Source organism: Erythrobacter litoralis, from assembly GCF_029760855.1.
Taxonomy (GTDB): domain Bacteria; phylum Pseudomonadota; class Alphaproteobacteria; order Sphingomonadales; family Sphingomonadaceae; genus Qipengyuania; species Qipengyuania litoralis_A.
The window spans coordinates 498,451-511,320 of record NZ_SOSI01000001.1 but is presented as its reverse complement, the minus strand read 5'-3'; the positions used below and the strand labels follow the sequence as shown (position 1 = coordinate 511,320).

Sequence of the window (12,870 nt, the reverse complement as noted above, 5' to 3'; positions counted from 1 at the left end):
AAGGATTAGCGGTCAGTCCGCCTTCGCGACTGGCGCGTCCTCGCCCAGATCCTCGTACCATGCCTCGACCGGACCATTGAGTTTGAGCGTGAGCGGATTGCCTTTTCGGTCGACCGATTTGCCCGCCTGAACGCGCACCCAGCCTTCGTCGATGTCGTATTCCTCGATATCGGTGCGCTGCCGGTCCTTGAACCGGATGCCGACGCCACGCTTCAGGACTTCGACGTCGAAATGCGCGCTCTTCGGGTTGACCGAGAGATGGCGGGGCGGGGTGTCGGGCTTGGTATCGTCGCTCATGGCCGCGCGCGATAATGCGGGCGCGGCCAAGCGGCAAGATCAAACGGTTCGATCAATCCGGAGGAGGGTGCGTCTCGGGAATGCCGCGATCCGGATTGTCGGTATCGGGTTGCGGCGGTTCGAATCCCGGCGGGTCTTGCACCGGGGTTTCGGCGGGTGAGGGATCGGACGGCATTTCCTGCGGTGCGCCGGGTTCGATCGTATCGGGGGTGGGGTCGGGTTGGGTCGCCATGTCGTGATCCTTTCAATCTGGCGGCAGCATGGTCGCTGCATCCAGCGCCTGCTCGCCCTCGCCATCCTCGCCGCCTTCCACCGAGGCGCGCATGGCCTTCTCCGACTCGATATCGATCTCGTCGGGTTCGGTCTTGTCGGCAAGCACGTCGCCTTCGCGCTCGCCTTCGGCTTCCATTTCCGCCGCGGTCTTGGGTTTGACCTTGGGATCGATGGTCGGCGGGGTGGCGGGGGGTACCTTTGGGGTCTCGTAATCAGTCATGGTATACGCGATCCTTTCGTGATGAGAACGACCGGTGAACCGGCCGCGTTCCCCGATTGCGGCGCAGCGCTTGCCCTTTTCAGCGCATAAGACTAGAGGCACGCGCCTACACGCGCGGCGCATCCCGCCGATGCGCAACTTCGTTCGGGCATGCGGGCGTGGCGGAATTGGTAGACGCGCTGGTTTTAGGTACCAGTATCGAAAGATGTGGGGGTTCGAGTCCCTTCGCCCGCACCAATCTCCGCCCCGGCGCAGGCCTTCGTGCCATTTGAAACAACCGACCTGTCCAAGAGAAGCCATTCATGCAGATCAAAGAAACGACCAATGACGGTTTGAAGCGCGCCTATGCGATCACCATCCCCGCCGACGAAATCGAGGGGCGGGTGACCAAGGAGATCAAGAAGATCGCGCCGCAGGTCCGCATGCCCGGCTTCCGCCCCGGCAAGGTGCCCGCCAATCTGGTGCGCAAGATGCACGGCGAGCAGATCCACGCGCAGGCGGTGAACGACGTGATCCGCGAATCGGTCGACAAGACGATCGCCGACAACGAGCTGCGCCCCGCGATGCAGCCGAAGGTCGAAATGGGCGACGGCTATGAAGAGGGCAAGGACGCGACCCTCACCATGGAACTCGAGGTGCTGCCGCAGGTCGAGGCACCCGATACCGACGGGCTGAAGATCGAACGCCTGACCGTTCCGGTGGACGAGGCGCAGGTGGACGAGACGCTCGAGCGCATCGCCGGCCAGAACAAGAGCTACAAGGATGCCGCCAAGACCCGCAAGGCGAAGGACGGCGACCAGCTGATCATCGATTTCGTTGGCCGCGTCGACGGAGAGGAATTTGAGGGCGGCAAGGCCGAAGGCGCGCCGCTGGTGCTCGGCTCCGGCCAGTTCATCCCCGGCTTCGAAGAGCAGCTGACCGGCGTGAAAACGGGCGAGGAAAAGACGATTACCGTCACCTTCCCGGAAAACTACCAGGCCGCGCATCTTGCCGGCAAGGACGCCGAATTCGACGTGACCGTGCAGCAGGTCAAGGTCGAGGACGAAACCAAGGTGGACGACGAGTTCGCCAAGAACATGGGCCTCGAAAACCTCGACAAGCTGAAGGAATTGATCCGCGGCCAGCTGGAACAGGAAACCGCCGGGCTCACCCGCACGCAGATGAAGCGCGCGCTGCTCGACCAGCTGGCCGCCGGCCACGATTTCGCCGTGCCGCAAGGCATGGTGGATGCCGAGTTCGACCAGATCTGGGCCCAGCTCCAGCAGGAAGCGGCACGTTCCGACGATGCCGACGCCATGTTGAAGGAGATGGAAGACGAGAAGGACGATTACCGGCGCATCGCCGAGCGCCGCGTGCGCCTCGGCCTGCTGCTGTCGGAAATCGGCCAGAAGAACAACGTCCAGGTCACCTCGCAGGAAATGAGCATGCTCATCCAGCAGGCGGCGCAGCAATATCGCGACGAGGACCGGCAGAAGTTCATCCAGTACATCCAGCAGGAACCGATGGCTGCCGCGCAGCTTCGCGCCCCGCTGTATGAAGACAAGGTGGTCGACTTCCTGTTCGACAAGGCCGAAATCACCGACCGCGAAGTGACGCGCGAGGAACTCGAAGCCGCGATCGAAGCGGACGAGGACGCCGAGCAGAAGCCGGCGGAAAAGAAGAAGGCCGCCCCGAAGAAGAAGGCGCCGGCCAAAAAGGCCGCCGCCAAGTCCGACGATGCGGACGGCGACGCCGCCGAGAAGAAGCCTGCCGCCAAGAAGGCGCCGGCGAAGAAGGCTGCAGACGAGGACGACAAGAAACCGGCAGCCAAAAAAGCCCCTGCCAAGAAGCCGGCGGCGAAGAAGGCCGATGCCGACGACAAGGCGCCCGCCAAGAAACCTGCCGCAAAGAAGGCTCCGGCCAAGAAGAAGGCTGCCCCGAAGAAGTCGGACGGCTGATCGGGCTCACGGCAAAGCGACATAGAAAGGGCGGCCGGGATCATCCCGCCGCCCTTTTTCTATGCGCGAAACGGTTTAGCGCGCTTTCACCGTGTCGGCTTCGTCGACTTCAACTGTTTCGGTGTCTTCCTCTTCCTCTTCGTCCTTCCCTGGTATTTCAGCATTCTCGCCGAGATGAACATGGAAGCCGCGCCGTTCGACGGCGGCGATGAAGGGCCCGGCGACGATGCCGTGCACGATGATCGAGGCGAGAATGGTGAAACTGGCGACCGCCCATAATTCAGGCATCTGCAGGAAGTTGCCGTTGTTCTGGCCGTAAGACAGGTAATAGATCGAGCCCATTCCGCGCACGCCCAGAAACGCGATTGCCAGCTTGCCGGGGAAACGCAGCTTGGAAAGGCTTTCCGATAAGAGCCCGGCCAACGGACGGATCAGGAAGATAAGGGCAAGGCCCACCAGCACGTCGTTCCAATCGAGAGCATCGAGCACGCCGCTCGCCAGCATGGCGCCGAAGCCGAACAGGACGGCGACCAGCACAATCTGCTCGATCTGGTCGATGAAATGATGGCTGATCTTGTGATAGCGGCTGCGGTTCTCGCTTTGGCGGGCGGTCACCGCGCCGACGAATACGGCAAGGAAGCCGTAACCCTCGATCACTTCGGCCAGACCGTAGGCCAGCAGCAAGGTGCCGAGCACGATGAGGCCCTCGCTGGTCGAATATTCCGGGCGGCTCGGTTCGTCTTCGCTGTCTTCGTCGATCTCCGTGAGCGGCGCATCGGCCTCGCGCTCGAACACGTACCACGCACCGATGCGCCCCACCGCCCATCCGACCGCGATGCCGATGGCGATACGATAGACGAAATCGAATGCGAACCATTCGAGGGTCCAGCCCCCCAAAGCCGTCATGCCGACCGCGGCTATGGCGAGATAGGTAAAGGGGAAGGCGAGTCCATCGTTCAGCCCCGCCTCGACCGTGAGGCTGAAGCGCACGTCATGGCGCTTGTTCTGTCCGGGCGGGCCGACCTGCACGCTGCGGGCAAGAACCGGGTCCGTCGGTGCCATTGCGGCGCCCAGCAAGATGGCGCTGGCAGGGGCGAGGCCGAGCGCCCACCAGCCGAGGAACGCGACTGCCGCGATGGTGATCGGCATGGCGATCGCCAGCAAGGGCCAGATCTGTCGCCAGTTCTTCCAGCTCACGGGCCGGTCGATCGCGATCCCCGCCGCCATGAGCGACGCGATCACGATGAACTCGGTTACATATTCGAGGGTCAGCGCATCGAACCCGTCGGAAGCGGGATTGAACGAAGGCAGGTCCAGCGGGAGCGACCACACCGCATACCCGATCGCGACATAAAGGATCGGAAGGGAGAGCCAGAACCGCGCGAGGAGTCGTTCGAGCGAGACGGCAAGCATCAGTCCCGCGCCGAACAGCACGAACATCAGAATACGCGGGTCGAGGTCCAGCATCGCCCGTCAGTCCGGCTGCGCGGAGGCAGGGGTCCAGCGCTCGAAGCTTGGTACAGGCAGGGCTGCACTGCGCGCGTTCTCGTAAGCTTGGCCAACTTTCAGCACCGCGAAATCGTCGAACCTCGCGCCGAAGAAACTGATCCCCACCGGCAGACCTTCCACGGCGCCCATCGGCACGGTCAGGTGCGGGTAGCCGGCAATTGCGGCGGGCGAGCCGAAGCCGATCGAGCCATTGTAGTTGTCGCCATTGACGAGATCGCTGGTCCATGACGGCCCGCGCGTGGGCGCGACGAGAAAGGCGACGTCATTGTCCGCCAGCAACATGTCGAGCGTTTCCTCGCCCGCGATCCGCACGGCGTTGGCGCGGGCGGTTTCATAGGCGTCGCGGTCGGTCGTCGCCTCCGCCTGCTCGAACAGGTCCTGATCGAACCAGCGCATTTCCGTGTCCGCATTCGCTTCGTTGAACGCGATGAGGTCGGCGAGGCTGCGCGGCATGGTCTCGCCGGGAAGGCTGGCGAGATACTTCCCCATCTCTTCGCGCAATTCGAACATCAGGACGGCGAAGCTGTCGGCATACATCTGCTCGTTCGGCTCGAACTCGATATCGACCAGCACGGCGCCCGCCTTTTCGAGGTCGGCAAGGGCGGTCTCGAACACGGCGCGCACATCGTCGCGGTCCCCGATCTGGTTGCGCATCACGCCGATCCGGACACCTTGAAGCGAGAAATCGGCGAGGCCGGTGTGATAGTCCGCGCGGCGGTCAATACCCACGGTCGCGCGGTCCGCGGCATCCTCTCCCGCCATCGCGCTCAACAACATGGCGGCGTCCGCCACGCTGCGCGTCATGGGGCCCGCGGTGTCCTGCGTGCTGGAAATCGGCACGACATGCGTGCGGCTGACAAGGCCGACGCTAGGTTTGAAGCCGACCACGCCGTTGATACTGGCGGGGCAGGTGATCGAGCCATTGGTCTCGGTCCCGATTGCACCCCAGGCGAAGCCCGCCGCAACCGCCGCGCCGCTGCCCGAGGACGAACCGCAGCTGTTCCGGTCGATGGCGAAGGGATTGCGGGTCAGCCCGCCGACCGCGCTCCAGCCGCTGGTCGAATTGTCGTCACGGATATTGGCCCATTCGGACAGGTTGGTCTTGCCGAGCACCACGCCGCCTGCCGCACGAAGATTGGCGATCAGCGGCGCATCGCGGCCGGTGCGATTATCGGCGAGGGCAAGACTGCCGGCCGTGGTCGGCCATTCGCGCGTTTCAATATTATCCTTCACCAGCACCGTGCGCCCGGCGAGCAGGCTGTCCGGCGAAACCGCCGCGGCTTTCGCGGCTGCCCCGGCATCGTAGGCGATCACGGCATTGAGCATCGGGCCTGCATCGTCGAGCTCCGCAATCCGCTGAACCCGCTCGGCCGCATCGTCGGGCGAAGCCTCCTGCGCGGTTAGGGGGGAGGCCAGGACAAGGAGCGCGGTGGCGCTGAGCAAACGAAAAAGCATGCCGCCGGTTTGGCAGATCGCCCCGAACTTGCAAGCGGGCCTAGAAGTCGCCTGTGATCGTGACGCGAAAAGTCGGGCCGATCCGGCGGTCGGTCTGCTCTACGAACAGGATTTCGCCATCGGGCCGCGAACCGTCGAACACCGTCCGCTCGAACCGGTTGCGCGCGCCGAGAATATTCCCCACGGCGCCGCGCACGGTCAGGCCGAACACATCCTTGTTCTCCACGAACAGGTCGAGGAAGGTCGGGCCTTCCCAATCCCGCCCGAATTCGTAGCGGCGGGAATAGCCTGCCGGATTGAACGTAAAGAGCGATGCGCCGTAGGCCCAGTCGCTGCGCGGGATGTCCTGCCTGAAATCGCCCTCGAGCTGGTCGATCAGGTCGTAGGAGAATGGCCGCGTCCCGCCGACGAAGGGGTCGGTCACGGTCATCCAGCGCTTTATCCCTGTGAAATCGAGCCGCGCACCGCGCCAGCCCACGGGATCGAAGTTGATCGTGCCGGACAGTTCGAGGTGGGTACGCTCCGCGCTGCCGATATTGCCGCGCGCTTCGCCGCCATCGGGCAGCGGAAACCAGTCGATGAAATCCTCGAACCAGCCTTGCCGTGCCTGGAAACGCAGCGAGCCCCATGCGCCGAGCGTCTTGTTCGCTTCGAGCTCGATGTCCCAGCTTTGATAAGGGACCAACGCATTGTTGCCGCCGTTCTGGTTGTCGTTACCGAGTGAAACGCTGGCGAGGAAATCGCCGAAGGACAGCTGGCTCACCCGGCGGGCAAGCGTCAGCGAGACGTCCAGATCTGCGCGTGGCTTCCATGTCATCGCGAGCGAGCCCTTAGGCCGCGTGAAACTGCGCGAATTGGCGGCGGAACCTGACTGTGTGAGCGTCGAGAATTCCGCCGCGCCGATCGCCTGGAGTGACAGGGTGTTCGACAGTTTTTTCGACACGCTGAGCGAGGTTTCGTAGCGGTCTTCCTTCACCCCGCCCGTGCCGGCCGGGAAATCGATTTCCTCGAACTCGCCGCCAGAACCCAGCAGGAACAGCGACGAGACCCGGTCGAGCCGGTTGTACGCCGCCTCGCCCGACAGCTGCCAGTCCGCCTTCCACATCGCCCAGCCGTATTCGGCGCGCGCGATCCGTTCGCCGATACCGTTGGTTTGCAGGAAGCGCGAGCCGACGGGCGGGGCCTCGCTGCCGAAGGAATCGATCAGGTCGTTGGAGAAGTTGTCGCGTTCGAAGCGTTCCAGTCCGATCAGCTTAAGCTTGCCTGGCCCCAGCGGGAATTCGAAATCCCCGCCGATCTCGTATTCCGGTCCGTCTTCGCGCGAGACGTTGTCGCGAACGCGCACCGGACCGAGGAGGGGGCGCCCGGTTTCCGGATCGGTGCGATAGTAGAAGTCCTCGCCATAGCTCAGGTTGAGATTGGCGATCGTGCGCGGTCCGAAGGTGTAGGTGAAATTTGTGGCCAGCTTGGGATTGTCGAACGCACCCGAGAAGCTTGTGTACTGTTCCTCGATGACGGCGCCGTCCGCCCCGTAGAGGATGGTCGGCCCGTCGGCGCCGAACCGCTCGTTATTGTTGGACAGGGCGACCTTGTAATCAAGCTTGCCGCTCTTGCCGGATAGCGAAATCTCGCCGCCATAGAGCTGCGGTTCGGTGTTGTAGGCGCGAAAGCCGGCGACATAGCGGAACTGGCCCGATGCGCCTGAACTTTCGACGATGACGTTGGCAACGAGGCCGGTCAAACCGGGAATGTCCAGCGTATTGCCGTCGACGAGTTCGATGCGCACGACATCGCTTGAGGGTATACGGGCGAGCTGGTCGCGCACGCCGTCGGACTTGCTGGAAAACCGCTGTCCGTTGACGATGACGTTCTGGTTCGCCTGACCGAGCCCGCGCTGTCCGTTATCGTCGCCGCCGGTGATCGCGAAGCCCGGAATACGCGCCACCATGTCGAGCGCGTTGCGCGGCGCGAAGCGTTCGAAGAAGGCGGGTTCGTAGATGCGACGAGTGTCCGAAGCGTCCTGTTGCTGGACGGGCGGCAAATCGGCTTCCTCCGGACTGTCTTGCGCCAGCGCCGCCGCCGGATGCGAACAGGCGATGAGCGCCATCAGCGCCGTGCCCCGCTTCGATATCGCCCGCATCGTCTCGTCCCTGTTCGTTGTGTATTGCTTGCATAATGCACCTGTCCGCCGCCGCGGGAACGTGCCGTTCGACCAACGGCATGGAAATCCGACAAACGCCACGGGGCCTGCAAAACGAATGCGCCGCGGCGATTGCCCCCTTGAACTGGCGCGCGCCTATCGCGAAATAGGCGCCGATCCATTCGACGAGAGGACTTTCATGATCAACCCGTTCGCTTCCGACGCTTCCACGCAGGACCCGTACATCCGCGATCCGTTCACCGGCGCGCTGGTGCCGACCGTGGTGGAACAATCCAGCCGGGGCGAGCGCGCGTTCGATATCTTCAGCCGCCTGCTGCGCGAACGCATCGTGTTCGTGACGGGGCAGGTGGAAGACACGATGGCTTCGCTGATCGTGGCGCAGCTGTTGTTCCTCGAAAGCGAGAACCCGTCGAAGCCTATCAGCATGTATATCAATTCGCCCGGCGGCGTGGTGACGGCTGGCATGGCGATTCACGATACCATGCAGTACATCAAGCCGCGCGTTTCCACCGTTTGCATCGGGCAGGCTGCTTCGATGGGCAGCTTCCTCTTGGCGGCGGGCGAACCCGGCATGCGCATCGCGCTGCCGAATGCGCGTATCATGGTCCACCAGCCTTCGGGCGGCGCGCGCGGCATGGCGTCCGATATCGAGATCCAGGCGCGCGAGATCCTGCGCATCCGCAAGCGGATGAACGATCTCTATGTGCAATATACCGGCCAGAGCCTTTCCGACATCGAGAAGGCGATGGACCGCGACACCTTCCTCGAAGCCGACGAAGCGATGAAGTTCGGCATCGTCGACAAGGTGTTCGAAGCGCGTCCCGATACCGAGGGCGACGACAAGCCGACCCCCGAGGCCGACAAGGGATCGGGCGGCGCGCCGGAATAGGCGTTCGCCCGAACCACCGTACAATACCGTCGTAGGGATTGAGCAACCTTGCCGCTTCAGCTTGTGGCAAGGGGATTGCTCTACCTATGATGTTGAACCATTCCCCCCGCGCCGTATGCTTGGCGAATCTATGAAGCGGCTGGGACTGGCAGGGCAAAGCAGGATATGACGAAATTGACCGGAACCGATAGCAAGTCCACGCTGTATTGCAGCTTCTGCGGCAAGTCGCAGCACGAGGTTCGCAAACTGATCGCCGGGCCGACGGTGTTCATCTGCGACGAATGCGTCGAGCTGTGCAACGATATCATCCGCGAAGAGACCAAGGCAGGTATTGCCGGGCGCAAGGAAGGCGACGTTCCGCCGCCGTCCGAAATCTTCCGGACGCTGAACGATTACGTGATCGGGCAGGACCGCGCCAAGCGCGTGCTCTCGGTCGCGGTGCATAATCATTACAAGCGCCTCAAGCATGCCGGGAAATCCGGCGACGTCGAACTGGCGAAATCGAACATCCTGCTCGTCGGCCCCACGGGCTGCGGCAAGACGCTGCTGGCGCAGACACTGGCGCGCACTTTCGACGTGCCGTTCACCATGGCCGATGCCACCACGCTGACCGAAGCGGGTTATGTGGGCGAGGATGTTGAGAACATCATCCTCAAGCTGCTCCAAGCGTCGGACTACAACGTCGAAAAGGCGCAGCACGGCATCGTCTATATCGACGAGATCGACAAGATTACCCGTAAGGCGGAAAACCCCTCGATCACGCGCGACGTGAGCGGCGAGGGCGTGCAGCAGGCACTGCTCAAGCTGATGGAAGGCACCACCGCCTCCGTTCCGCCTCAGGGCGGGCGCAAGCATCCGCAGCAGGAATTCCTGCAGGTCGACACGACGAACATCCTGTTCATTTGCGGCGGTGCGTTTGCAGGTCTCGAAAAGATCATCGCGGACCGTTTGCAGAAGCGCAGCATCGGCTTCGGCGCGCATGTCGCCGATCCGGACAAGCGCCGTGTGGGTGAATTGCTCGAAAAGGGCGAGCCGGAAGATTTGCTGAAGTTCGGGCTGATCCCCGAATTCGTTGGCCGTCTGCCGGTCATCGCCACCCTGCGCGATCTCGATATCGACGCGCTGGTGACGATCCTGACCGAGCCGAAGAACGCGCTGATCAAGCAGTACGCCAAGCTGTTCGAACTGGAAGACGTCGAACTGACCTTCAATAACGAGGCCCTGTGCACGATCGCGGAAAAGGCCATCGAACGAAAGACCGGTGCGCGCGGATTGCGTTCGATCGTCGAGGGCATCCTGCTCGATACTATGTTCGACCTGCCCGATCTCGACGGCGTGACCGAAATTGTGATCGACAAGGACGTTGTCGAAGGCCGCAAGGAGCCGATCCAGGTTCACGGCAAGAAGGACGAGAAGGAAGAGGCGGCCTGACGAAGACCCACTTCCTCTTCGTTTGCGGCAAGAACCGCTGGCGAAGTCCGACAGCAGAAACGCTTTTCGCCGGCCGGGAGGATATCGATGTCCTTTCGGCCGGAACTGCGTCGGACGCCGACGTTCCGCTGGACTCCGAAATGATCGACTGGGCGGACCGGATTTTCACGATGGAAGCGCGGCACAGGCGCGTGATCCGCCAGCGCTTCCGCGAGCGGATCGACGGGAAACCGATCGTGAACCTCGCGATACCGGACCGTTATCGTTACATGGACCCGGCGCTGGTCGCGCTTATCGCGAAGAAGATGGCCCCGCATCTGGCGTGACTGCCTTGCCGCCCGCCTCGAGAAGCCGCGTAACCGTGACGGCGCGATAGCCGCGCTTTGCCAATCCTTCCAGGATAAGCGGCAAAGCATCCCGCGCATTCCGGTTGTGCGAATTCATCGCATGGATGAGTACGATGGAGCCCGGACGTATCTCGCGCAGTATGTTCGCGGCGTAGTCCTCGGCGCTATCTTTCGAACCGTCGGGTTCCGCGACATCATACATCACTGTGTGCAGCCCGGCTTCCGACACGGCACGGGAAAGCCCGATCAACCGAATGCCATAAGGCGGGCGAAAATAGCGGGGCGTCACACCCAGCGAGCGCAAAGCCGCATTCGTGCGCTCGACCTCTTCACGATAGAACGCCTGCGGGCGGCCGACATTGGGCACATGGCTATAACTGTGATTGCCGATTTCGTGCCCGGCGGAAACCAGCTGGCGTACGGCTTCCGGGTTCCGCTCGATGGCGTTTCCGATCAGGAAGAACGTCGCTTTCGCATCGTGCCGTGCCAAAGCCTGCATGACCGCATCGACGCCGCGATCCGTCGGACCGTCGTCGAATGTCAGCGCGACGAGCCTTTCATCCGTTTGCACCCGGCAGGTCACCTCGCCGACAAGCTGGAAGCACTTCGCGCGCGACAATTGGAACAGCCCTATCGCCGCCACGCCGGCTATCAAGAACGCGATCGCCGCGATCTTCGCCGAACGGCCGAACCTCAGCATCCTGCCGCGCAGTCTCCGCGCGCTAGCTCTATTTGCACCGTGACGTGGCCGATCCGGTGATGGTGCTTCAGTTCCTCCGCGATATCGCCCAAAAAGGCGTCGCCTGGATGGCCACCAGGCATGACGAGATGGGCGGTCAGTGCCGTCTCGGTCGTGCTCATCGGCCAGATATGCAGGTCGTGCACCGCCGCCACGCCCGGCAATCCGGCGAGAAAGCCGCGCACCTTCGCTTCCGAAATACCCTTCGGCACGGCGAGCATGCTCATCGCTACGCTGTCTTTCAACAGGCCCCACGTACCCCATGCGATGACCGCCACGATGACGAGGCTGACCGCAGGGTCGATCCATGCGGCACCCGTCCAGATGATCAGCAGGCCCGCCACCACCACGCCGAGGCTTACCAGCGCGTCCGCCGCCATGTGCAGGAACGCGCCGCGTATGTTGATATCGTGCTGCCCGCGCATGAACATCGCCGCGGTGCCGGCATTGATGAGGATGCCGATGCCCGCAACGATTGCCATCGTCTCGCCCTGCACCGCCGCAGGCTGCGCCATCCGGTGCAGCGTTTCATAAAGGATCGCGCCGATTGCGACGAGCAGCAGCCCCGCATTGGCGAGTGCGGCGAGGATGGTCGAGCTTTTGAGGCCGTAGGTAAAGCGGCCGCTTGCAGGCCGTTTCGCCGCCACGCTGGCACCCCAAGCCAGCAGCAGCGCCAGCACGTCGGACAAATTGTGCCCCGCATCGGCGATCAGGGCCATCGAGCCGGAGATCCAGCCATAGGCCGCCTCGATCGCGACGAATGCGGTGTTGAGGATGATGCCGATCAGGAAGGCGCGGCCGAAATCCGCCGGTGCATGGGCATGGCCCCCGCCGCCGTGATCGTGCGAATGCCCGTTAGCTGTATGAGTATGCCCTGCGCCCATGAGGCTCAGTCGTAGACGCAGGTGTCCAGTCCGTCACGCCCCACCACGCCGATACGTGCCGAAATGGTATTGCCGTAGCGGGCCAGCCAGCCGCCCGGGTTCTTGACCGAGCGTTCCTTCGGCAAGGGGAGGGCCGCCGCCATCCGCGCCGCCTGAAGTCGCGACAGCGAGCCTGCGGAGATATTGAAATAGCGCCGCGCCCCCGCTTCGACACCATAGGTGCCGATGCCGGTTTCCGCGACGTTGAGATAGACTTCCATAATCCGCCGCTTGCCCCAGATCTGCTCGATCAGGAAGGTAAACCACGCCTCCAACCCCTTGCGGAAATAGCCGCCGCCTTGCCACAGAAACACGTTCTTAGCGGTTTGTTGACTGATCGTGGAGCCGCCGCGAATGCGCCCGCCCTCGGCATTGCGGCGTATGGCGTTCTCGATCGCCTCGCGGTCGAACCCGTCATGGGTGCAGAACTTCCCGTCCTCGGCAGCAATAACCGCGGCGACCATGCTACGGTCGATATTCGAGAGCGACGTCCAGTCCTTGGTAATGCCGTTCTCGTCCATCAGCATGGTCGCGGTGACCGGGACGGGCACGAACTTGAACAGGACCACCAGCAGCAGACTGAGCACAATGAAGCCGCCTACAAGGTACAGGAGGAAGCGAGTGAGCCAGCGCATCGCAATCGGATAAGGCGCACCGCCGCCGCGTGCAACCGGGTGCGGGCTGTGGAT

13 protein-coding genes and 1 tRNA gene are annotated in these 12,870 nt (G+C 63.1%); 5 read left to right on the top strand and 9 right to left on the bottom strand.

What is annotated here, in order from left to right:
* Nucleotides 1–12: 12 nt before the first annotated feature.
* From E3U23_RS02360 to E3U23_RS02350, 3 genes are read right to left on the bottom strand one after another with little or no spacing between them, the layout of a single operon-like run.
* Entirely contained in the window at nt 13–297 is a 285-nt protein-coding gene (locus tag E3U23_RS02360) for a DUF3297 family protein (protein ID WP_279349574.1), read from the bottom strand.
* 52 nt (nt 298–349) lie between these two features.
* Entirely contained in the window at nt 350–529 is a 180-nt protein-coding gene (locus E3U23_RS02355) for a hypothetical protein (protein WP_279349573.1), read from the bottom strand.
* Between the two features lie 12 nt (nt 530–541).
* Entirely contained in the window at nt 542–790 is a 249-nt protein-coding gene (locus E3U23_RS02350; RefSeq protein ID WP_279349571.1) for a hypothetical protein, read from the bottom strand.
* Nucleotides 791–942: 152 nt separating this feature from the next.
* Here E3U23_RS02350 and E3U23_RS02345 point away from each other — a divergent pair.
* Both E3U23_RS02345 and tig read left to right on the top strand, forming a co-directional pair.
* Nucleotides 943–1,027: transfer RNA gene (locus E3U23_RS02345), tRNA-Leu, on the top strand.
* A gap of 65 nt (nt 1,028–1,092) precedes the next feature.
* Nucleotides 1,093–2,727 (top strand): trigger factor, encoded by a 1,635-nt coding sequence (gene tig, locus E3U23_RS02340; protein WP_279349570.1) that lies wholly within the window; start codon nt 1,093–1,095, stop codon nt 2,725–2,727.
* Between the two features lie 75 nt (nt 2,728–2,802).
* On the opposite strand, the gene E3U23_RS02335 is transcribed toward tig, so the two are convergent.
* The 3 genes from E3U23_RS02335 to E3U23_RS02325 are packed head-to-tail and all read right to left on the bottom strand — an operon-like array spanning nt 2,803 to nt 7,831.
* Nucleotides 2,803–4,194, bottom strand: coding sequence for a cation:proton antiporter (locus tag E3U23_RS02335; RefSeq protein WP_279349569.1), 1,392 nt, complete (start codon nt 4,192–4,194; stop codon nt 2,803–2,805).
* 6 nt (nt 4,195–4,200) lie between these two features.
* The gene (locus tag E3U23_RS02330) at nt 4,201–5,691 is read right to left on the bottom strand and encodes an amidase (RefSeq protein ID WP_279349568.1); all 1,491 of its coding nucleotides are present in this window, start codon (nt 5,689–5,691) and stop codon (nt 4,201–4,203) included.
* 40 nt (nt 5,692–5,731) lie between these two features.
* Entirely contained in the window at nt 5,732–7,831 is a 2,100-nt protein-coding gene (locus tag E3U23_RS02325; protein WP_279349567.1) for a TonB-dependent receptor plug domain-containing protein, read from the bottom strand.
* 199 nt (nt 7,832–8,030) lie between these two features.
* Here E3U23_RS02325 and E3U23_RS02320 point away from each other — a divergent pair, with 199 nt between their 5' ends.
* From E3U23_RS02320 to E3U23_RS02310, 3 genes are all read left to right on the top strand, one after another.
* Nucleotides 8,031–8,741: an ATP-dependent Clp protease proteolytic subunit gene (locus E3U23_RS02320; RefSeq protein WP_279349690.1), complete on the top strand. Its 711-nt coding sequence runs from the start codon at nt 8,031–8,033 to the stop codon at nt 8,739–8,741.
* Between the two features lie 165 nt (nt 8,742–8,906).
* A complete protein-coding gene (gene clpX / locus E3U23_RS02315; protein ID WP_279349566.1) occupies nt 8,907–10,172 on the top strand; it encodes an ATP-dependent Clp protease ATP-binding subunit ClpX in 1,266 nt (421 codons plus the stop codon).
* Between the two features lie 140 nt (nt 10,173–10,312).
* Nucleotides 10,313–10,498, top strand: a complete 186-nt coding sequence (locus E3U23_RS02310; protein ID WP_279349565.1) for a hypothetical protein — start codon at nt 10,313–10,315, stop codon at nt 10,496–10,498.
* On the opposite strand, the gene E3U23_RS02305 is transcribed toward E3U23_RS02310, so the two are convergent.
* From E3U23_RS02305 to mtgA, 3 genes are read right to left on the bottom strand one after another with little or no spacing between them, the layout of a single operon-like run.
* A complete protein-coding gene (locus E3U23_RS02305) occupies nt 10,464–11,219 on the bottom strand; it encodes a polysaccharide deacetylase family protein (RefSeq protein WP_279349564.1) in 756 nt (251 codons plus the stop codon). The two genes, E3U23_RS02310 and E3U23_RS02305, sit on opposite strands and share 35 nt — an antisense overlap.
* Nucleotides 11,213–12,142 carry a cation diffusion facilitator family transporter gene (locus E3U23_RS02300; protein ID WP_279349563.1) on the bottom strand — a complete coding sequence of 310 codons (930 nt, stop codon included), beginning with the start codon at nt 12,140–12,142 and terminating at the stop codon, nt 11,213–11,215. The genes E3U23_RS02305 and E3U23_RS02300 overlap by 7 nt, the downstream gene beginning before the upstream one ends.
* A gap of 5 nt (nt 12,143–12,147) precedes the next feature.
* On the bottom strand, nt 12,148–12,816 hold the full coding sequence (gene mtgA / locus E3U23_RS02295; RefSeq protein WP_279349562.1) for a monofunctional biosynthetic peptidoglycan transglycosylase: 669 nt from the start codon (nt 12,814–12,816) through the stop codon (nt 12,148–12,150).
* Between the last annotated feature and the right edge of the window lie 54 nt (nt 12,817–12,870).

What these genes read in the sequence shown, in the direction of transcription:
- E3U23_RS02360 (WP_279349574.1), bottom strand. Translation starts at nt 297, where the DNA reads ATGAGCGACGATACCAAGCCCGACACCCCGCCCCGCCATCTCTCGGTC.
- E3U23_RS02355 (WP_279349573.1), bottom strand. Translation starts at nt 529, where the DNA reads ATGGCGACCCAACCCGACCCCACCCCCGATACGATCGAACCCGGCGCA.
- E3U23_RS02350 (WP_279349571.1), bottom strand. Translation starts at nt 790, where the DNA reads ATGACTGATTACGAGACCCCAAAGGTACCCCCCGCCACCCCGCCGACC.
- tig (WP_279349570.1), top strand. Translation starts at nt 1,093, where the DNA reads ATGCAGATCAAAGAAACGACCAATGACGGTTTGAAGCGCGCCTATGCG.
- E3U23_RS02335 (WP_279349569.1), bottom strand. Translation starts at nt 4,194, where the DNA reads ATGCTGGACCTCGACCCGCGTATTCTGATGTTCGTGCTGTTCGGCGCG.
- E3U23_RS02330 (WP_279349568.1), bottom strand. Translation starts at nt 5,691, where the DNA reads ATGCTTTTTCGTTTGCTCAGCGCCACCGCGCTCCTTGTCCTGGCCTCC.
- E3U23_RS02325 (WP_279349567.1), bottom strand. Translation starts at nt 7,831, where the DNA reads ATGCGGGCGATATCGAAGCGGGGCACGGCGCTGATGGCGCTCATCGCC.
- E3U23_RS02320 (WP_279349690.1), top strand. Translation starts at nt 8,031, where the DNA reads ATGATCAACCCGTTCGCTTCCGACGCTTCCACGCAGGACCCGTACATC.
- clpX (WP_279349566.1), top strand. Translation starts at nt 8,907, where the DNA reads ATGACGAAATTGACCGGAACCGATAGCAAGTCCACGCTGTATTGCAGC.
- E3U23_RS02310 (WP_279349565.1), top strand. Translation starts at nt 10,313, where the DNA reads ATGATCGACTGGGCGGACCGGATTTTCACGATGGAAGCGCGGCACAGG.
- E3U23_RS02305 (WP_279349564.1), bottom strand. Translation starts at nt 11,219, where the DNA reads ATGCTGAGGTTCGGCCGTTCGGCGAAGATCGCGGCGATCGCGTTCTTG.
- E3U23_RS02300 (WP_279349563.1), bottom strand. Translation starts at nt 12,142, where the DNA reads ATGGGCGCAGGGCATACTCATACAGCTAACGGGCATTCGCACGATCAC.
- mtgA (WP_279349562.1), bottom strand. Translation starts at nt 12,816, where the DNA reads ATGCGCTGGCTCACTCGCTTCCTCCTGTACCTTGTAGGCGGCTTCATT.